The following is a 19,853-nucleotide window of genomic DNA, read 5'->3' on the forward strand; positions in this document are numbered from 1 at the left end:
GACGGCACCGAACGAGCCTGTGGATGAGCTCCGGGTTCCAGCCCTCGTGGACCGTGGGTTCAGTCCTCGTGGGCCGTGGCCGGTGGGTTCAGTCCTCGTGGGCCGTGGCCGGTGGGTTCAGTCCTTGCGGACTTGGCCGGTGGGCTCAGTCCTTGTGGACGGTGCCGTCCGGGTCGAGGCCCCGGAAGGACAGCAGCACGATCAGGATGCCGCCGCAGACGATCGCCGAGTCGGCGAGGTTGAACACGGCGAAGTGCTTGGGCGCGATGAAGTCGACGACCGCGCCCTCGAAGACACCCGGGGAGCGGAAGATCCGGTCGGTGAGGTTGCCGAAGGCGCCGCCGAGGAGCAGTCCGAGCGCGATCGCCCAGGGCAGGCTGTAGAGCTTGCGGGCGAGCCGGGCGATCACCAGGATCACCGCGGCCGCGATCATCGTGAAGATCACGGTGAAGGCCTCGCCGAAGCCGAAGGCCGCGCCCGCGTTGCGGATCGCCTCGAACTTCAGCCAGTCCCCGACGATCTGGATCGGCGCGTGGTGCTCCAGGTGGGCGACCACGATCATCTTGCTGACCAGGTCGAGGGCGTACGCGATGGCCGCGACCACGAACAGCACGGCGATCCGGCGCCTGCCCCGGGCCCGGTCCGCCGGAACCTCCTGGTCGCCCGCGCGAGGCGCACCGGACGCCCCGGAACCCCCTGGCACGCCGCTGTCTCCGGGCGCCGACGCCGGCCCGGTCGTCCCTTCCGTGCCGGGCCCGCCGACCGGGGCCTGCGCCCCTTCGGCACCGGACCCCCCGCCCGGGGCCGCGCTCCGGCCCGGTCCCTCCTGCTCGGCCCGCGCCGCGTCCGGGGTGCCCGGCGTACCGATGATGCGCTCCGCCTCTGCCACGTGAGTCCCTCAACCTAGGTGCCTGACTGAGGACGAGACTACGGCACGCCTCCCCGAACCCAGGTGCTCAGGAGGCTTACGGCGTTCGGGCGGCGCCGGGCGGAACCGTCCGGCGCCGGCGGTGGTGCCGGTCAGTACCGGCGCTCCTGCTTCTGCTTGCACTCCACGCACAGTGTGGCCCGCGGGAAGGCCTGCATGCGGGCCTTGCCGATGGGCTTGCCGCAGTTCTCGCACAGCCCGTAGGTGCCCGCGTCGAGCCGGTCCAGGGCGCGCTCGCTCTGGATGAGCATCTCGCGCGCGTTGGCGGTGAGCGCCATCTCGTGTTCGCGGACGATGTTCTTGGTGCCGGTGTCGGCCTGGTCGTCGCCCGCGCCGTCTCCCGAGTCCCGCATCAGGCCCGCCAGTGACTCCTCCGACGAGACGATCTCGGCGCGCAGCCGCTCCAGCTCGGACTGCAGCTCCGCGCGGGCCTCGGCGACCTCTTCCGGGGTCCAGGGGTCCTCGCCCGGGCGCACCGCGAGGTCGCCGGGCTCCGCCGCTGCGATCCGTGCCTTGGGGACGGCCGTCTGCGCCGCCGTGGCCGGGCCAGGAGTCTTCTTCGCAACCACTGTCGTGGCTCCCGTCTGCTTCGCGGCCTGCGCCGCGCCCACCTTCTTGGCCGTGCTCTTCTTGGCGGCCCTCTTGGAGGAGGCACGTCCCCCACCGACGCCACCCTCACCTGCGGCGCCCTCGCCAACAGCGGTCTTCCCACCATCCGCCACTTTCTTACCGACGGACTTGGCCCCGGCGCCCTTGGGCCGGTCGGCCTTGGTCCCGGTGGCCTTGACTCCGGCGGCCTTGGACTTGGCGGGCTGGTGATCGGCGGCCTTGGTCCCGGCGGGCTCCTGACCGGCGACTACGTGACCGGGGGGTTCCTGACCGGCGGGCTCCTGACCGGGGGGTTCCTGACCGGTGGCCTCGGCCCCGGCAGCACCGTGATGGACAGCCTTGGCCCCGGCAGCCCCGTGATGGGCAGCCTTGGCCCCGGCAGCCCCGACCTCGGCGACTGCGTGACCGGCGGGCTCCTGACCGGCGGCCCGCTGACCCGCGGCTTCCCGACCGGGGTATCGCCGAGCTGCCGTGCCCATGGCGATGTCCTCGGCCACGCCGGCCTGAGCCGCGCTGCTCCTGACCGCGTCGGCCTGAGCCGCGCTGGTCTTCGCCGCGGTGTTCCGGCCCCTCTTCTCCTTCACCACGGTCTTCCGCGACGCGCTCTCCTTCGCCGTAGTCCCTCCGGGCCCGGCCTTGCCGACAGCAGCCTTGTCCACCGCCTTCTCCCTTGCTGCGGGGCCCCTCGCCGCCGTCTCCGTGACCCTCCCCTTCACGGCCGTCTGCGCCGTCTTCTTCCCCGCCGCCCTCTCCGCGGCCTCTCCCTTCACCACGGTCCCCGTCTCCGCAGCCCTTCCCTTCGCCGCAGTCTCCGTCTCCGTAGCCCTCCCCTTCCCCTTCCCCGCCGTCTCCGCGGTCTTCCCCCTCGCCGCCGCCTCCGCAGCCCTTTCCTTCGCTCCCGTCTCCGCGGCCTTCCCCCTGGCAGCCGTCTCCTGAACCGCGGGCTTCTTCGCGTTCGCCCTCGTCACCGTCTTCTTCTCGGCGGCGGGCTTCGCGGCGGCGGCCGGCCTGGCGGGTGCGTCTGCCCCGGCGGTCACCGCCGGCTTCGCCGTTGCGGACTTCTTCGAGCCGGCCGCTTTCGCCGGGGTCGCCCTTCGCCGGCCGGCCGCGGCCGTGACCTCGGCCTTCTCCTTCGGGGCGCGGGCGGTGGCCGACGGCTTCGCCGGCTTCTTCCCGCCGTCCGGGCTCTTCGCCCGCTGCCTCCCGCCGTCCGGCTCCCCCGCCGTCCTCGTCGTGGCCGCCTTCTTCATGGCCGCCTCCTTCGCGGCCGCATTCACGGAAGTGGCCGTCTTCCCGCGTGCCGCAGTCTGCGCAGCCGACCGCGTGGCCGGTTTCGCGGCCGTGTTCCCGGTCGGCGCCCCGGCCGTCGACCGCTCGGTCCCCGCCGTCCCCTTCGCCTTCTCCTTGGCACCCGCCGCCGACGACCGCACCGTCCTCACCGGCTTCGCCGGTTCCGAGGCACGGACCGCGCCCCCTCCCAGGGTTCTCTTCTTCCCGTTCACGTCCTTGGCCGCGCCGCCGGAGGTCCTTGTGGGCCTGCCGGGCGCCGACTGCTCGGCGGTCTTCTTCGCCACCATGGCCGCGGCCCCTTCACATTTTGTGATCTTGCGCGCGAATCGTGCTGGGACGATAAATCGACTTGAGTCCCGCGGCAACGGGGCACGCCGCCCGATTCGCCCGGCTCGCGACTCCCGCTCGGCCGGCATGCATGCGTTGTGCCCAGCTCTTCGCCAGGTAATCCGACCAGCCGCCGTCCCGCGATCCGAACACCCGTACCTCACCGTTCGGGTCACCGTGCGCCCCGCCGGTTCACCGTGCGCCCCGCCGGGTCCCCGGACCGTGCGGTCCGGAAACCGGTCGGCCACTGTCCCCCTGGCGCCGTACACTGGGCGGAGCGAGAAGCGTGGATGGGGACGAGTAGCGGCGTAGGCAGCCCAGAGCGACCCGGGGACGGTGTGAGCCCGGGGGCGAGCGCGACGTGAAGATCACCCCGGAGCCGCCGGAAGAACGCCCCAGCGCAGGATCAGGGGCCAGTAGAACCGGCATCGCGACCCCAATGAGGGGGCTCACCGGCGCGTACGGCGTACCGGGGAGCCAAGGAGGGTGGTACCGCGGGAGCGCGCCGCACACGGCGTAGGCAGCACGAAGGCTCTCGTCCCTCCGACGGAAGGCAGCACGTCCGCCGGAGGAAGATCGATGACGCAGTACCGCCAGGTGCCCGCCCAGGTCGACCTGCCCGCGCTTGAGCACTCGGTGCTCGACTTCTGGCGCGAGCAGAAGATCTTTGCCAAGAGCCTGGAGCAGTCCGAGGGCCGCCCCGAGTGGGTGTTCTACGAGGGCCCGCCCACGGCCAACGGCATGCCGGGCGCCCACCACATCGAGGCGCGCGTCTTCAAGGACGTCTTCCCCCGCTTCCGCACCATGCGCGGCTATCACGTGGCGCGCAAGGCCGGCTGGGACTGCCACGGCCTCCCGGTGGAGCTGGCGGTGGAGAAGGAGCTCGGCTTCAGCGGCAAGAAGGACATCGAGGCGTACGGCATCGCCGAGTTCAACGCCAAGTGCCGGGAGTCCGTGCTCCGCCACACCGACGCGTTCTCCGAGCTGACGACCCGCATGGGCTACTGGGTCGATCTCGACGAGGCGTACGTCACGATGGAGCCCGAGTACATCGAGTCCGTCTGGTGGTCGCTGAAGGAGATCTTCAACAAGGGCCTGCTGGTCCAGGACCACCGCGTCGCGCCGTGGTGTCCGCGCTGCGGCACCGGCCTGTCGGACCACGAGCTGGCCCAGGGCTACGAGACGGTCGTCGACCCGTCCGTGTACGTCCGTTTCCCGCTCACCTCCGGTCCGCTCGCCGGCCGGGCCGCGCTCCTGGTGTGGACGACGACTCCCTGGACCCTGGTGTCGAACACGGCGGTCGCCGCGCATCCGGAGGTCACCTACGTCGTCGCCACGAACGGCGAGGAGCAGCTCGTCGTCGCCGAGCCGCTCGTCGGCAAGGCCCTGGGCGAGGGCTGGGAGACGACGGGCCAGACCTTCACCGGCGCCGAGATGGAGCGCTGGTCGTACCAACGTCCGTTCGAACTGGTGGAGTTCCCGGACACCCCGGGCGGTACCCACTACGTCGTGAACGCCGAGTACGTCACCACCGAGGACGGTACGGGTCTGGTCCACCAGTCCCCCGCCTTCGGTGAGGACGACCTGAAGGTCTGCCGCGCCTACGGCCTGCCGGTCGTGAACCCCGTCCGCCCGGACGGCACCTTCGAGGAGAGCGTCCGCCTGGTCGGCGGCGTCTTCTTCAAGAAGGCCGACGAAAGGCTCACCGAGGACCTCCACACCCGCGGGCTGCTCTTCAAGCACCTGCCGTACGAGCACAGCTACCCGCACTGCTGGCGCTGCCACACCGCGCTCCTCTACTACGCGCAGCCGTCCTGGTACATCCGCACCACGGCGATCAAGGACCGGCTGCTGGAGGAGAACGAGCGGACCAACTGGTTCCCGGAGACCGTCAAGCACGGCCGGTACGGCGACTGGCTGAACAACAACATCGACTGGGCGCTGTCCCGCAACCGCTACTGGGGCACCCCGCTGCCGATCTGGCGCTGCGAGGACGACCACCTCACCGTCGTCGGCTCCCGGGCCGAGCTGACCGGCCTGACCGGCAGCGACCAGTCGGAGCTCGACCCGCACCGTCCGTTCATCGACGAGGTCACCTTCGGCTGCCCGCAGTGCGGCAAGACGGCCACGCGCGTGCCGGAGGTCATCGACGCCTGGTACGACTCGGGCTCGATGCCGTTCGCGCAGTGGGGCTACCCGTACAAGAACAAGGAACTGTTCGAGTCCCGCTACCCGGCACAGTTCATCTCCGAGGCCATCGACCAGACGCGCGGGTGGTTCTACACCCTGATGGCCGTCGGCACGCTGGTCTTCGACAAGTCGTCGTACGAGAACGTCGTGTGCCTGGGCCACATCCTCGCCGAGGACGGCCGGAAGATGTCCAAGCACCTGGGCAACATCCTCCAGCCGATCCCGCTCATGGACCAGCACGGCGCGGACGCGGTCCGCTGGTTCATGGCGGCCGGCGGCTCCCCGTGGGCGGCCCGCCGCGTGGGCCACGGCACGATCCAGGAGGTCGTCCGCAAGACGCTCCTGACGTACTGGAACACGGTCGCCTTCCAGGCGCTGTACGCCCGTACGTCGGACTGGGCGCCGAGCGAGGCCGACCCGGCCCCGGCCGACCGTCCGCTGCTGGACCGCTGGCTGCTGTCCGAGCTGCACGCGCTGACCGACCAGGTGACGCAGGCGCTGGAGGCGTACGACACCCAGCGCGCCGGCAAGCTGCTGTCGGCGTTCGTCGACGACCTGTCGAACTGGTACGTCCGCCGCTCGCGCCGCCGCTTCTGGCAGGGCGACAAGGCGGCGCTGCGCACGCTGCACGAGGTGCTGGAGACGGTCACCCGGCTGATGGCGCCGATCACCCCGTTCATCACCGAGCGGGTCTGGCAGGACCTCGTCGTGCCGGTGACCCCGGGCGCGCCGGAGTCGGTGCACCTGGCGTCCTGGCCGGAGGCGGACCTCTCCGCCATCGATCCTGAACTGTCGCAGCAGATGGTGCTGGTGCGCCGGCTCGTGGAGCTGGGCCGTGCCACGCGCGCGGAGTCGGGCGTCAAGACACGCCAGCCGCTGTCCCGCGCGCTGGTCGCGGCCGCGGGCTTCGAGTACCTGGACACGGAGCTGCATGCGCAGATCACGGAGGAGCTGAACGTCTCCTCCCTGGCGTCGCTGAGCGAGGTCGGCGGGTCCCTGGTGGACACGACCGCCAAGGCCAACTTCCGCGCCCTGGGCAAGCGGTTCGGCAAGCGGGTCCAGGACGTCGCCAGGGCCATCGCGAACGCGGACGCGGCCGCACTGTCCCTGGCGCTGCGCGAGGGCACGGCGTCGGTCGAGGTCGACGGCGAGACGGTCGCCCTCGCGGCGGACGAGGTGATCATCACGGAGACCCCGCGCGAGGGCTGGTCGGTGGCCTCCGACGCGGGCGCGACGGTGGCACTGGACCTGGAGATCACGGAGGACCTGCGCCGTGCGGGCCTGGCCCGGGACGCGATCCGCCTGATCCAGGAGGCCCGCAAGAACAGCGGCCTCGACGTCGCCGACCGCATCGCGCTGCGCTGGACCTCGACGGACCCGGCGGTGATCGCCGCGCTGACCGAGCATGCCGCGCTCATCGCCGACGAGGTGCTCGCCACGGACTTCGCCCAGGGGGAGGCGGACGACACATATGGCGCGCCGTTCACCGACGAGGGACTGTCGCTGAGCTTCCGCCTGCGCAAGGCGTAGCCGCCGAGCAGCCCGAAGGCCCGGTCCCCGCAGCGGGGCCGGGCCTTCGGCGTCACGGAAGGGCGACGGATGCGCCGGAGCGGGCCGGATTCGAACCGGCGTCCTGCCAGATGCTGTCGAGGCGCGACGACCAACTGCGCTACGCGCCCCGGCGCTGCCGGAACGCTGTCCGAACCGGCGCCCGCGGTCCCACTCCTTTTTCACCCGGCAGCGCCCGGCCGCGAAGACCCGTTCGTCAACACGCGTAAAAAGGGCGGGACCCCGGATACGTGATCCGGGGTCCCGCCCTTGAACGCTGCCGACGCCTACCGCGTACTACCGGCCGTGGCGGCCGTCAGTTGTCGTCCTCGTCGATCAGGAACCCACGCATCGGCGAGGGAGCCTGGCCCATCGGGGACGGACCCTGCGGACGCACCGGTGCCATCGGCTGGGTCATCGCCGGCGACATCTGCTGCTGACCGCCGTAGGACGGGGCGGACGGGCCGGGGCCGCCACCCATCGTCTGGTTGCCGCCGTACGACGGGGCACTCGCACCGGCCGGGGCCATGGAAGGCGCCGGGGACGGCGGGAGGGACGCGGTCGCCGGGGTGCGCGGCGGAGCCAGCGAGTCGTCGGCCTGGGTCTCCAGCTGGCGCAGCTGCGACTCCAGGTACGACTTCAGCCGCGTGCGGTACTCGCGCTCGAAGCCGCGCAGGTCCTCGACCTTGCGCTCCAGCGTGGCGCGGGCGGACTCCAGGGAGCCCATCGCGACCCGGTGCTTCTCCTGCGCGTCCCGCTCCAGGGCGTCGGCCTTGGCGCGGGCGTCCCGCTCCAGACCCTCGGCACGGCTGCGGGCCTCGCCGACGATCTTGTTGGCCTCGGAACGTGCCTCGGCGATCGCCTGGTCGGCGGTCTGCTGAGCCAGCGACAGCACACGCGCGGCGCTGTCGCCGCCGGGACCCTGGCCCATCGGACCGGGACCCATCGGGCCGCCCATCGGGCCCGGCCCCATCTGGCCCTGCATCGGGCCCTGCCCCATCTGGCCCTGCATCGGGCCCTGCCCCATCGGACCGGGACCCATCGGGCCCGGACCCTGGGGACCCTGACCGCCGGGGCCGGCGGGCAGCTGCGGGGCACCGCTCGGCAGCTGGGGCGGACCACCCATGGGGCCACCCATCTGCTGCTGCGGCGGGCCCGATATGCCGGCGGGTACCGGAGCGCCGGGACCTCGCATGCCCTGCTGCGGCATGCCCTGAGGCTGGTCCTGCTGCTCCGGAGGCTTGCGCATGTTCTGCTGGTTCTGGGCAGCGGCACGCGTGGCCGCGGCCAGCTTGGCGCGCAGGTCCTCGTTCTCGCGGAGCAAGCGGGTCAGCTCGGCTTCGACCTCGTCGAGGAAGGCATCGACCTCGTCCTCGTCATAGCCTTCTCGGAGGCGGACGGTCGTGAACTGCTTGTTCCGCACGTCCTCGGGGGTCAACGGCATCTCTTCACCTCAACGTAGTCGTCGGCGTTCGGCAAGACGGTAGTTCACATCGCTCACAGCCGGCTCACGATCGAGATCAGGATGTAGACGATGATCATCAGCACGAAGAAGGACAGGTCGAGCGCCACGCCTCCGAGACGCAGCGGCGGAATGAACCGCCGCAGAAGCTTGAGCGGTGGATCGGTGACAGTGTAGGTGGCCTCCAGTAGGACCACCATCGCCTTGCCGGGTTGCCACGAGCGGGCGAACTGGAAGACGTAGTCCATGACCAACCGAAAGATGAGCACGATGAGGAAGCACATCAACGCGATGTAGATCACGTCCAGGAACACGCTCATGATCCGTGCTTCCCTCTCCCCTGTTCCGTGCGTCGTCCGGTGGTGCGTCTCAGCTCTGGTTGAAGAACCCGCCCTCTGCGATGCGGGCCTTGTCCTCCGCCGTGACATCGACGTTAGCAGGCGACAACAGGAACACCTTCTGCGTCACCCGCTCGATGCTGCCGTGAAGACCAAACACCAAACCGGCCGCAAAGTCGACAAGTCGCTTGGCGTCTGTGTCGTCCATCTCAGTCAGATTCATGATCACCGGGGTACCTTCACGGAAGTGTTCCCCGATGGTACGGGCCTCGTTGTAGGTCCGGGGGTGCAGCGTGGTGATCCGGTACGGCTCTCGTTCCGACACGACCTTGGGCATGATCACCGGTGCGTTCTTCTCCAGGGACTGGCGTTCTTGTGTGATGGATGCCACGGGCGCGATGCGCGCCGGGCGGCCCGATTCCGCCGGGAGCGAAGCGGAGTGGGAGACCGGCTCACGAGGTGCCGGAGGCTGCACCACTCGTACCGGTTCATCCCTTTGAGGCTGATGTGTTCCGTGCGGCTGGTGCGACGGCTCGTGCCGTCGGCGGTCCCGCTCGGGCTCCGGGTCAAGTTCGGGTTCGAAGTCGTCATCGGGGTCGAATCCCCGGCCGTCGTACCCATCGTCCTCCACGAGGCCGAGGTAGACCGCCATCTTGCGCATCGCGCCGGCCATGCTCTGAGTCCTCCGCTCTGTGGTGGATCGGCTGACGACTGCCAAGTCCCGCGATCCACGAGGTCGTTGCGCCGCGTTCGGCGGTACTGACCATATTTTCTGCTGTGGTCCGACTTCCTGGCGACGTTACCCGAGCCTGGGGCGGACTCCGAGTACCGCGGTGCCGACGCGCACATGTGTCGCCCCGGCGGCCACGGCCTGTTCGAGATCCGCGCTCATCCCTGCAGAGACCATGGTGGCAGCCGGATGGGCCCTGCGCAGGTCGGTCGACAAATCCATGAGCCGCTCGAACGCCGCCTGTTGACGCCCGGCGTACTCCCCGGTGAGCGGGGCGACGGTCATCAGTCCGTCGAGCCGCAGCCCCGGGGCCCGGGCGACAAGGGCGGCCAACTCTTCGATTCCACCGGGCGCCACGCCTCCCCGCTCCCCCCGCGCGCGCTCGCCCGCGTCGAGCGCGACCTGGAGGAGGCAGCCGAGTTCGCGCTCCGCGCGCACAGCCTCCTTCGACAGGGCCGCAACGAGCCGGGAGCGGTCCACGGACTGCACGACGTCCGCATAACCGACCACCGACCGCACCTTGTTGGTCTGAAGTTGACCAACAAAATGCCAAGTAAGGGGCAGATCCGCACATGCGGCGGCCTTGGGGGCCGCCTCCTGGTCGCGGTTCTCGGCGACGTGGCGCACGCCGAGTTCCGACAGGATCCGCACATCCGCCGCGGAATAGGTCTTGGTGACCACGATGAGGGTCACCTCCTCCCGCCGGCGGCCCGCGGCCGCGCACGCGGCGGCGATGCGCTGCTCCACCTTCGCCAGGTTTCCGGCGAGTTCGTCCTTACGGTCCTTCATGCCCCATCAGTCCAGCCACACATAGCCCGCGAGCCGCCCGGTGGTGCGGTCACGGCGGTACGAGAAGTGGTCGCCCGACTCCAGCGTGCACACCGGCGACTGCTCCCGGTCGTGCACCCCCAGGCGCTCCAGCTGAGCGTGCACCCCGGCGCTCACATCGACTGCCGGTGTGCCCCAACTCGTCTCGGCGTGCGCCGCCGGCTCGACGGCGGCCACCTCGGCGCGCATCGCCTCCGGCACCTCGTAGCACCGCCCGCAGACGGCGGGCCCGGTGCGGGCGAGGATCCGGGCCGGATCGGCGCCGAGTTCCACCATGGCCCGTACGGCGGCCGGGACGATTCCGGCGACCATGCCGGGCCGGCCCGCGTGGGCCGCGGCGGCGACCCCGGCGACCGGGTCGGCGAGCAGCACCGGAGTGCAGTCGGCGGTGAGCACGGCGAGCGGCAGGCCGCGCCGCGCGGTGACGATGGCGTCGACGGACGGGATGTCGGCCGCGGATCCCCACGGCCCGTCGACGACCGCCACGTCCGCCCCGTGCACCTGCTTCATCCAGACCACCCGGGCGGGGTCGAGCCCGAGCGAAGCGGCGGACAGTTCACGGTTGGTCCGTACGGCGGCTGGGTCGTCGCCGACCGCCCCACCGAGGTTGAGCTCCTCGTACGGAACGGCGCTCACCCCGCCCCACCGGTCGGTGAAGGCGAAGTGCGCGCCGTTCACGGTGTCGCGCTGTCCTATCACTTGAGGAAGTCCGGAACGTCCAGTTCCTCGGCGCCGCTGTCCGTGTAGGTCCGCGGCGAGGGCGTCACCGGCGGGGCGGCGGCCGGGATGTCGTTCACCGGCTCCGGCGCGGCGGGCTCCGGCTCCTCCTTCGGCGTCACGCTGCCCAGCGAGCCGAAGGTCGGGCGGCTCTCGGCCTGGCGTGCCGGGACCGGCTCCTCGCGCCGGGCCGGGGACGAGGCCGAGCCGAGAACGTTGTCCCGCCGGGCCGGGGGCTGGCCACCGTCGAAGCCGGCCGCGATCACGGTGACCCGGACCTCGTCGCCGAGGGCGTCGTCGATGACCGCGCCGAAGATGATGTTGGCCTCGGGGTGGGCGGCCTCGCTGACCAGCTGGGCGGCCTCGTTGATCTCGAACAGTCCGAGGTCGGAGCCGCCGGAGATGGAGAGCAGAACGCCGCGGGCGCCGTCGATGGAGGCTTCGAGCAGCGGCGAGGAGATCGCCATCTCCGCCGCGGCCACCGCGCGGTCGTCGCCGCGGGCCGAGCCGATGCCCATGAGGGCCGAGCCGGCCTCGGACATGACCGACTTCACGTCGGCGAAGTCGAGGTTGATCAGGCCGGGGGTGGTGATGAGGTCGGTGATGCCCTGCACACCGGACAGCAGCACCTGGTCCGCGGACTTGAACGCGTCGAGCACGCTGACCTGGCGGTCCGAGATGGACAGCAGCCGGTCGTTGGGGATCACGATGAGGGTGTCGACCTCCTCGCGGAGCTCGGCGATGCCGTCCTCGGCCTGGTTGGCGCGGCGCCGTCCCTCGAAGGTGAACGGGCGCGTGACCACGCCGATGGTGAGGGCGCCCAGCGAGCGGGCGATGTTGGCCACGACGGGCGCGCCGCCGGTGCCGGTGCCGCCGCCTTCACCGGCCGTCACGAAGACCATGTCGGCCCCCTTGAGGACTTCCTCGATCTCCTCGCGGTGGTCCTCGGCGGCCTTGCGGCCGACGGCCGGGTTGGCTCCGGCGCCGAGTCCGCGGGTGAGTTCGCGGCCGACGTCGAGTTTGACGTCGGCGTCGCTCATCAACAGCGCCTGCGCGTCGGTGTTGATGGCGATGAACTCGACGCCCTTGAGACCGACCTCGATCATCCGGTTGATGGCATTGACACCACCGCCGCCGACACCGATGACTTTGATGACTGCGAGGTAGTTCTGCGGTGCTGCCACGTCGAAGGCCTCTCGCCTCGAGTTACGTGTCGCCGGGTCCCGGAGTGCCTTGCACTCCGCGATCCGACGACTGATGCCGAATGGGACGGTCCGAACGCCGACCCGAACCCTAACCCTGAAGTTTAGGGTTACCAGTGTGTCTGTTCCCTGAAGTCTTCGAAACAGGACACTAAGTCGACAAGTGGCGCCCGTTCAACGAACACGCCGAACCTCCCGTTTTTCTTTTCACCCTATGTGATCAGGCATAGCGGTGCCCAACCAGGGTGCTGGCCTGCGCGGATGTGCGTCAACTCCCTGATGACACCGGGGCGGTGGGGACACTGACGTCGAAGTGCCGCGCACCCGGCGCCGCTTTCATCAGGGCGAGGAGTACACGGGCCTTCTGCGAGCTCTTCTCGCCGCTTCCCCACTCGACGGTGCGGCCGCCGTCCAACTCCAGCGAGATGTCGTCGAAGGTGCGGACCTTGACGGCACGGGTGTCGCGCGCGATCGCGGCGGGAATCCGCCCGGCGACCCCGACCGCCTCCCGCACCAGCCCGTCCTCGCCGAAGCGCCGCAGACTCGCGGCCGCGGAGCTGGAGCGGGAAAGGGACAATTCCAGGGCCGGTACGCCTTTCGGTGCCTGCGAAACCGTGGCGAATCGGACACCTCGAGCGTCCACTTCGATGAAGTTTCCGCCCTTTTCCTCCACCAGGACCGGAGTGCGCTCAACCACTTTCAGTCCGATTTCGCGGGGCCATGAGCGAACGACGTCAACCGAGTCAATTCGGGGCAATTCACGTCGCAGCCGGGCCGCGATCGCATCGGTGTCCACGGAAATCAGCGGCGTCCCGACCGGCACCGCGGCGGCCTGACGCACCTGCGCGGGCGTCAGAACCCGGGTGCCGGAGACCGACACCCGCTCCACCCGCGTCCACGACGAGCCGTACAGCAACCAGAGGGAGCCGGCAGCGAGAAGTAGTACGACAACCGCCAAAATGACGATCACACGAAAGCGGCGGTGTCTCAACCGGCGGATCAGGGGCGGGCCGGACCTCTGCTGCTGGCGTTCACCGCGCTCGGCGGTCGTCGGTCCGGCCACGCTCTCTGCCCTCCGTGCATACGGTCCTAACGGTGCGAGGCGATCGCCTCGTACACCATGCCGACGAGCAGTTCGTCGGCGTCCCGGCGCCCGAACTCGCTGGCGGAACGGGACATCTGGTACAACCGGTGCGGGTCGGCGAGCACGGGCAGAACGTTCTGCTGCACCCAGTCCGGGGTCAGTTCCGCGTCGTCGACCAGCAGTCCGCCGCCGGCCTTGACCACCGGCTGGGCGTTCAGTCGCTGTTCGCCGTTGCCGATGGGCAGCGGGACATAGGCGGCCGGGAGCCCGACGGCGGAGAGTTCGGCGACGGTCATCGCGCCCGCGCGGCAGAGCATCATGTCGGCCGCGGCGTACGCGAGATCCATCCGGTCCAGGTAACTTACCGGGATGTAGGGGGGCATGCCCGGCATCTGGTGCACCTGCGGCAATTCGTTCTTCGGGCCGACCGCGTGCAGGATCTGGATCCCCGCCTGCTGGAGGTAGGGAGCGACCTGCTGGACCACCTCGTTGAGGCGGCGGGCGCCCTGCGAGCCGCCGGAGACCAGCAGCGTCGGCAGGTTGGGGTCGAGCCCGAACAGCGCACGGGCCTCGGGCCGCGCGGCCGCCCGGTCCAGGGTGGCGATCGAGCGGCGCAGCGGGATGCCGATGTAGCGGGCGCCCCGGAGCTTGCTGTCGGGGGTGGAGACGGCGACCTGGGCCGCGTAGCGCGAACCGATCTTGTTGGCCAGGCCCGGTCGGGCGTTCGCCTCGTGGATCACGATCGGGACCCCGAGCCGCTTGGCGGCCAGGTAGCCGGGCAGGGCCACATAGCCGCCGAAGCCGACGACGGCGTCCGCCTTGGTCCGCTCCAGGATCTGCTCGGCGGCCTTGATGGTGCCGCGCAGCCGACCCGGGACGGTGATCAGCTCGGGGGTGGGCCTGCGCGGCAGCGGCACCGCCGGGATCAGCGCGAGCTCGTAGCCCCGCTGCGGTACCAGCTTGGTCTCCAGGCCGCGCTCCGTGCCCAGGGCCGTGATCCCCACGGTCGGGTCCTGCCTGCGCAGGGCGTCCGCGAGGGCGAGCGCGGGCTCGATGTGGCCCGCGGTGCCCCCGCCGGCGAGTACGACATGCACCGAAATTCACCGCTCTCCGGACGAACGCGCCGCTGAGGCACGCCGTCGCATCGTGTTCCATCTCCGAGGCCCTCGGTCGGAACCCCGACCGGACGCAGAACCTCCTGCCCGCTTTCTACCAAAGCGAGGTTGCCGCATGGCAAGCGCCGCCCGCGCACCGGGCTCGTCGCGCGCGAAGGCGATCAGCAGCCCGATGGCGAACATGGTCGGCAGCAGGGCGGAGCCCCCGTAGGAGAACAGCGGGAGCGGGACGCCGGCGATCGGCAGCAGACCGAGCACCGCACCGATGTTGATCACCGCCTGCGCGGTGATCCAGGTGGTCACACCTCCCGCGGCATACCTCACGAAGGGGTCCTCCGTGCGACCGGCCACGCGAATGCCCGCATAGCCTAGAGCCGCGAACAGGGCGAGCACCGACAGCGTCCCCGCCAGACCCAGCTCCTCACCGGTGACGGCGAAGATGAAGTCGGTGTGGGCCTCGGGAAGTTGCCCCCATTTTTCCACACTGGCGCCGAGCCCGGAGCCGAAGATACCGCCCGAGGCGAGGGCGTAGATGCCGTGCACCGCCTGCCAGCAGGTGCCGCCCGGGCCCAGGTCGGTGGCGCCGATGCAGGCGAGCCGGTCCATCCGGTTGGGGCTCGTCTTGATCAGGAGCGCACCGATCGCGGAGGCGATCGACAGTACGCCCACGAACAGCCGCGTCGGCGCACCCGCCAGCCACAGCAGGCCGAAGAGGATCGCGGTGAGGATCATCGCCGTGCCCATGTCGCCGCCGAGCATGATCAGACCGAGCAGTATGAAGGCGGCCGGCACGAGCGGTACCAGCATGTGCTTCCACTGCGTGAGCAGCTTCCGCTCCTGCTTGCGGGCGAGCAGGTCGGCGCCCCACAGCACCAGCGCCAGCTTGCCGATCTCGCTGGGCTGGATCTGGAAGGAGCCGCCCACGGAGATCCAGTTCTGGTTGCCGTTGACCGACATCCCTATCCCCGGCACCTGCACCAGTGCCATCAGGAACACGGCGCCCGCGAGGATCGGGTAGGCGAGGGCCCGGTGCAGTTTCACCGGCATGCGGGACGCGGCGAACAGCAGCCCCGAGCCGATCACGGCCGCGAGCAGCTGTTTGCGGAAGAAGTACGAGCCCGGCAGTGCCATCTGCAGCGCCGTGATCTGGGAGGCCGAGTAGACCATCACCAGGCCCAGCACGGTGATCAGCAGGCTGCCGCCGAGGACCAGGTAGTACGCGGTCAGCGGCCGGTCCCAGGCCTTGCGCGCCCGGATGACCAGCCGCCGTGCGGAGTCCTGCCGGGGCGGCCGGGCAGCCGCGGGCCGCCCGACGGCCCGCTGGACGGGCGGCCGGCGGGTACGGCTACCGGGCATCGGCACCTCCCCTGTACGCCGGCCGGGGCCGCGCTCTTCCGGCTCGCTCCGCCTCCGGAGCGCGACGGCCCGCGCAGACGGCCGACCGCGCTCGACCGCTTCGCGGCCTGCGCCCGCTCTCCCTCTCGGCGCAGACACGCCCCTCCGGCTCACTCGCGCGTCGCACGCGTCCCTCCCAAGGTCGCCCGGCAGGCGGCCGGGTCAGGCGCCGAGTTCGCGCACCGCTTGGGCGAACGCGTCACCGCGCCTGTTGTAGTTGGCGAACATGTCCATGGAGGCGCAGGCCGGGGCCAGCAGCACGGTGTCACCGGGCTGTGCGAGCCGCTGTGCCTCCTGGACGGCCTGGAGCATCGCCCCAGTGTCGGTCCGGTCGAGGTCGACGACGGGTACTTCCGGGGCGTGTCGCGCGAGGGCGTCGCGGATCAGCGCTCGATCGGCACCGATGAGCACCGCGCCCCGAAGTCGCTTCGCCGACTTGGCGACCAGCTCGTCGAAGGTCGCGCCCTTCGCCAGACCGCCCGCAATCCATACGATCGACTCGTATGCCGCCAACGAGGCTTCCGTCGCGTGCGTGTTGGTGGCCTTGGAGTCGTCGACGTACGCGACGCCGTCCACGTCCGCCACGTGCGCGATGCGGTGGGCGTCCGGGGTGAAGGCCCGCAGGCCGTCCCGTACGGCCTGCGGCGGGACGCCGAAGGCCCGGGCGAGGGCGGCCGCGGCGAGGGCGTTGGCGATGTTGTGCGGGGCCGGCGGGTTGACGTCGGAGACCTCGGCGAGCTCCTGGGCGTTCTTCTGCCGGTTCTCCACGAAGGCACGGTCGACCAGGATGCCGTCCACCACGCCGAGTTGGGAGGGGCCGGGGGTGCCGAGGGTGAAGCCGATGGCCCGGCAGCCCTCCTCGACGTCCGCCTCGCGGACCAGGTCCTCGGTGGCCCGGTCGGCGACGTTGTAGACGCAGGCGACCCGATTGCCCTCGTAGACACGGCCCTTGTCGGCGGCGTAGGCCTCCATGGAGCCGTGCCAGTCGAGGTGGTCGGGGGCCAGGTTGAGCACCGCCGCGGAGTGCGCCCGCAGGGAGGGCGCCCAGTGCAGTTGGTAGCTGGAGAGCTCGACGGCGAGTACGTCGAGCTCTCCGTACCGCTCCTCGTCGAGCACCACGTCGAGCAGCGAGACACCGATGTTGCCGACCGCCGCCGTGCGCAGGCCCGCCGCCCTCAGGATGGAGGCGAGCATCTGCACGGTGGTGGTCTTGCCGTTGGTGCCGGTGACGGCCAGCCACGGCGGGGCGTCGGGGCCGCGCAGCCGCCAGGCCAGTTCCACGTCGCCCCAGACCGGCACGCCGGCCTTCTCGGCGGCGTGGAACAGCGGCTTGTCCGGCTTCCAGCCGGGCGCGGTGACGATCAGCTCGGTGAACTCGGGCAGGGTGTCCCCGTCGCCGAGGCGCACCGTGATGCCCAGGGCCTCCAGTTCGGCGGCCTGCGCCCGGGCGCGCTCGTCGTCGCCGTCGTTGACGACGGTGACCGCCGCGCCGAGCCCGTGCAGCACCTTGGCCGCCGGGACGCCGGAGACGCCGAGGCCGGCGACGGTGACGCGCCTGCCCTGGAACTCGGAGGGCTCACGAGGCCCGGAAGGCACCGAGGAGGTCATTTTTCCGCTGCCCATCCCGCGTAGAAGAGGCCCAGTCCGACAATCACACAGATGCCCTGGATGATCCAGAAGCGGACCACCACCAGAACCTCGGACCAGCCTTTGAGTTCGAAGTGGTGCTGGAGTGGCGCCATCCGGAAGACCCGCTTTCCGGTGAGCCGGAAGGAGCCGACCTGGATGACGACCGACATGGTGATGAGGACGAACAGACCGCCCATGATGGCCACCAGCAGCTCCGTGCGGGAGAGGATGGCCAGGCCCGTGAGGACACCGCCGAGCGCGAGCGAACCGGTGTCACCCATGAAGATCTTGGCGGGTGAGGTGTTCCACCACAGGAAGCCGAGGCAGGCTCCCATCAGCGCGGAGGCGACGACGGCGAGGTCGAGCGGATCGCGCACCTCGTAGCAGGCGTTCGGGTTGGTCAGGGTCTGCGCGTTGGCGCAGGACTCCTGGAACTGCCACACGCCGATGAAGGTGTAGGCGCCGAAGACGAGCACGGAGGCGCCGGTGGCCAGACCGTCCAGGCCGTCCGTCAGGTTCACGCCGTTCGACATCGCGAGGATCATGAACAGCGCCCAGAGCACGAACAGCACCGGGCCGATCGACCAGCCGAAGTCCGTGATGAACGACAGCTTCGTGGACGCCGGGGTGTTGCCGCGCGCGTCGGAGAACATCAGCGACAGCACCGCGAAGCCGATACCGACGATCAGCTGGCCGGCCATCTTGGCCTTGGCCCGCAGACCCAGTGACCGGCGCTTGACGATCTTGATGTAGTCGTCCAGGAAGCCGACCAGGCCCATACCGAACATCAGGCCGAGGACCAGCACGCCGGAGTACGTCGGCGGCTTGCCGGTGATCACCTTGCTGAGGAAGTAGGCGGCGATCGTCGCCAGGATGAAGGCGATCCCACCCATGGTCGGCGTACCCCGCTTGCTGGCGTGCTCGCGCGGGCCGTCGTCACGGATGTACTGGCCGTAGCCCTTGCGGGCCAGGAGCTTGATCAGCAGCGGGGTGCCGACCAGCGTCAGGAAGAGGCCAATGACTCCCGAGAACAGGATCTGGTTCATCATCGGGCGGCGACCTCACCCTCGGCACCGGTCTCGATGAGCGCCTGGGCGACGCTTTCCAGGCCGACCGAACGGGACGCCTTCACGAGTACGACGTCCCCCGGGCGCAACTCGCTGCGCAACAGGTCGATCGCCGCCTGTGCGTCGGACACGTGCACCGACTCCTCACCCCACGAACCCTCGTTATATGCGCCCAGTTGCAGCCAGGAGGCTTCGATCCCCCCGACCGCGACGAGCTTGCTGACGTTGAGCCGGACGGCGAGCCGCCCGACCGCGTCGTGCTCGGCGAGCGCCTCGTCCCCGAGCTCGGCCATCTTGCCGAGCACCGCCCACGTGCGGCGCCCCTTGCCCATGGCCGCGAGCGCCCGGAGGGCGGCCCGCATGGACTCGGGGTTGGCGTTGTAGGCGTCGTTGACGATGGTCACGCCGTCCGGGCGCTCGGTGACCTCCATCCGCCAGCGGGAGAGGGAGCCCGCCTCGGAGAGCGCGGTGGCGATCTCTTCCGCGGACATGCCCAGCTCATGAGCGACGGCGGCCGCGGCGAGCGCGTTCGACACGTGGTGCTCACCGTACAGGCGCATGGTCACATCGCTTGCACCGGAGGGTGTGTGGAGCCTGAATGCGGGCTGTCCGCTGTCCGTGAGTCTCACGTTCTCGGCGCGTACGTCCGCTTCGCCGGACTCTCCGAAAAGGATCACCTTGGCCTTCGTTCGGGAGGCCATGGCCCGGACCAACGGGTCGTCGGCGTTGAGGATCGCCGCACCGCCGTCCTCCGCGGCAGGCAGCGCCTCGACCAACTCGCCCTTCGCCTGCGCGATCTGCTCGCGACCGCCGAACTCACCGATGTGCGCGGTGCCGACGTTCAGCACGAGGCCGATCCGCGGCGGGGTCAGCTCGGTGAGGTAGCGGATGTGGCCGATGCCGCGGGCGCCCATTTCCAGCACGAGGAACCTGGTCTCCTCGGTGGCGCTGAGCGCGGTGAGCGGCAGCCCGATCTCGTTGTTCAGGGAGCCGGGCGTGAACACGGTCGGCGCCTTGCGCCGCAGCACCTGGGCGACGAGGTCCTTGGTGCTGGTCTTGCCGGCCGAGCCGGTGAGGGCCACGAGGGTCGCGCCGAGCCGTCGTACGACGTGGCGGGCGAGGGCGCCGAGGGCGGACTGGACGTCCTCGACGACGATCGCGGGCACGCCGACGGGGCGCGACGCCAGCACGGCGACCGCGCCCGCCTCCACCACCGCGGACGCGTAGTCGTGGCCGTCCACGCGCTCACCGACGAAGGCGACGAAGAGACTGCCCGGCACCGTCTCGCGGGAGTCCCGGACGACGGGTCCGGTGACCTGGACGGACGGATCCGGTATGTCGTGCGTCTGCCCGCCGACGACTGCTGCGATCTCGGCGAGAGAGAGGGCGATCAC

At 70.6% G+C, this 19,853-nt stretch carries 15 protein-coding genes; 1 reads left to right on the forward strand and 14 read right to left on the reverse strand.

Annotation, left to right across the window (positions count from 1 at the left end; all coding sequences use genetic code 11):
- Positions 1 to 145: 145 nt before the first annotated feature.
- On the reverse strand, positions 146 to 889 hold the full coding sequence (lspA, locus tag AB0A61_RS06705) for a signal peptidase II (RefSeq protein WP_361287130.1): 744 nt from the start codon (positions 887 to 889) through the stop codon (positions 146 to 148).
- 131 nt (positions 890 to 1,020) lie between these two features.
- Positions 1,021 to 3,114 carry a TraR/DksA C4-type zinc finger protein gene (locus AB0A61_RS06710; RefSeq protein ID WP_361287133.1) on the reverse strand — a complete coding sequence of 698 codons (2,094 nt, stop codon included), beginning with the start codon at positions 3,112 to 3,114 and terminating at the stop codon, positions 1,021 to 1,023.
- Positions 3,115 to 3,733: 619 nt separating this feature from the next.
- On the opposite strand from AB0A61_RS06710, the gene ileS reads away from it, so the two are divergent.
- Positions 3,734 to 6,874 (forward strand): isoleucine--tRNA ligase, encoded by a 3,141-nt coding sequence (ileS, locus tag AB0A61_RS06715; RefSeq protein ID WP_361287136.1) that lies wholly within the window; start codon positions 3,734 to 3,736, stop codon positions 6,872 to 6,874.
- A gap of 334 nt (positions 6,875 to 7,208) precedes the next feature.
- On the opposite strand, the gene AB0A61_RS06720 is transcribed toward ileS, so the two are convergent.
- From AB0A61_RS06720 to murF, 12 genes are all read right to left on the reverse strand, one after another.
- Positions 7,209 to 8,336 carry a DivIVA domain-containing protein gene (locus AB0A61_RS06720; protein ID WP_361287139.1) on the reverse strand — a complete coding sequence of 376 codons (1,128 nt, stop codon included), beginning with the start codon at positions 8,334 to 8,336 and terminating at the stop codon, positions 7,209 to 7,211.
- A gap of 53 nt (positions 8,337 to 8,389) precedes the next feature.
- Complete coding sequence (locus tag AB0A61_RS06725) at positions 8,390 to 8,674, reverse strand: YggT family protein (RefSeq protein WP_361287142.1); 285 nt, start codon at positions 8,672 to 8,674, stop codon at positions 8,390 to 8,392.
- Positions 8,675 to 8,723: 49 nt separating this feature from the next.
- Complete coding sequence (gene sepF / locus AB0A61_RS06730) at positions 8,724 to 9,365, reverse strand: cell division protein SepF (RefSeq protein ID WP_361287145.1); 642 nt, start codon at positions 9,363 to 9,365, stop codon at positions 8,724 to 8,726.
- Between the two features lie 126 nt (positions 9,366 to 9,491).
- Entirely contained in the window at positions 9,492 to 10,211 is a 720-nt protein-coding gene (locus AB0A61_RS06735; protein ID WP_361287148.1) for a YggS family pyridoxal phosphate-dependent enzyme, read from the reverse strand.
- Positions 10,212 to 10,217: 6 nt separating this feature from the next.
- Entirely contained in the window at positions 10,218 to 10,949 is a 732-nt protein-coding gene (gene pgeF, locus AB0A61_RS06740) for a peptidoglycan editing factor PgeF (protein WP_361287151.1), read from the reverse strand.
- Entirely contained in the window at positions 10,946 to 12,151 is a 1,206-nt protein-coding gene (ftsZ, locus tag AB0A61_RS06745) for a cell division protein FtsZ (protein ID WP_361287154.1), read from the reverse strand. Before ftsZ ends, pgeF begins: the two co-directional genes overlap by 4 nt.
- A 286-nt stretch (positions 12,152 to 12,437) precedes the next feature.
- Positions 12,438 to 13,232 carry an FtsQ-type POTRA domain-containing protein gene (locus AB0A61_RS06750; RefSeq protein ID WP_361287157.1) on the reverse strand — a complete coding sequence of 265 codons (795 nt, stop codon included), beginning with the start codon at positions 13,230 to 13,232 and terminating at the stop codon, positions 12,438 to 12,440.
- A 26-nt stretch (positions 13,233 to 13,258) separates the two neighbouring features.
- Positions 13,259 to 14,347 (reverse strand): undecaprenyldiphospho-muramoylpentapeptide beta-N-acetylglucosaminyltransferase, encoded by a 1,089-nt coding sequence (gene murG, locus AB0A61_RS06755; protein ID WP_361287160.1) that lies wholly within the window; start codon positions 14,345 to 14,347, stop codon positions 13,259 to 13,261.
- 6 nt (positions 14,348 to 14,353) lie between these two features.
- Entirely contained in the window at positions 14,354 to 15,724 is a 1,371-nt protein-coding gene (ftsW, locus tag AB0A61_RS06760) for a putative lipid II flippase FtsW (protein ID WP_361287163.1), read from the reverse strand.
- Between the two features lie 201 nt (positions 15,725 to 15,925).
- Positions 15,926 to 17,371 (reverse strand): UDP-N-acetylmuramoyl-L-alanine--D-glutamate ligase, encoded by a 1,446-nt coding sequence (murD, locus tag AB0A61_RS06765; RefSeq protein ID WP_361287348.1) that lies wholly within the window; start codon positions 17,369 to 17,371, stop codon positions 15,926 to 15,928.
- Positions 17,368 to 18,441 (reverse strand): phospho-N-acetylmuramoyl-pentapeptide-transferase, encoded by a 1,074-nt coding sequence (gene mraY, locus AB0A61_RS06770; protein WP_361287166.1) that lies wholly within the window; start codon positions 18,439 to 18,441, stop codon positions 17,368 to 17,370. Before mraY ends, murD begins: the two co-directional genes overlap by 4 nt.
- Positions 18,438 to 19,853 (reverse strand): UDP-N-acetylmuramoyl-tripeptide--D-alanyl-D-alanine ligase, encoded by a 1,416-nt coding sequence (murF, locus tag AB0A61_RS06775; RefSeq protein ID WP_361287169.1) that lies wholly within the window; start codon positions 19,851 to 19,853, stop codon positions 18,438 to 18,440. Before murF ends, mraY begins: the two co-directional genes overlap by 4 nt.

The sequence above is a fragment of the Streptomyces sp. NPDC046197 genome (assembly GCF_040646295.1).
Classification (GTDB): domain Bacteria; phylum Actinomycetota; class Actinomycetes; order Streptomycetales; family Streptomycetaceae; genus Streptomyces.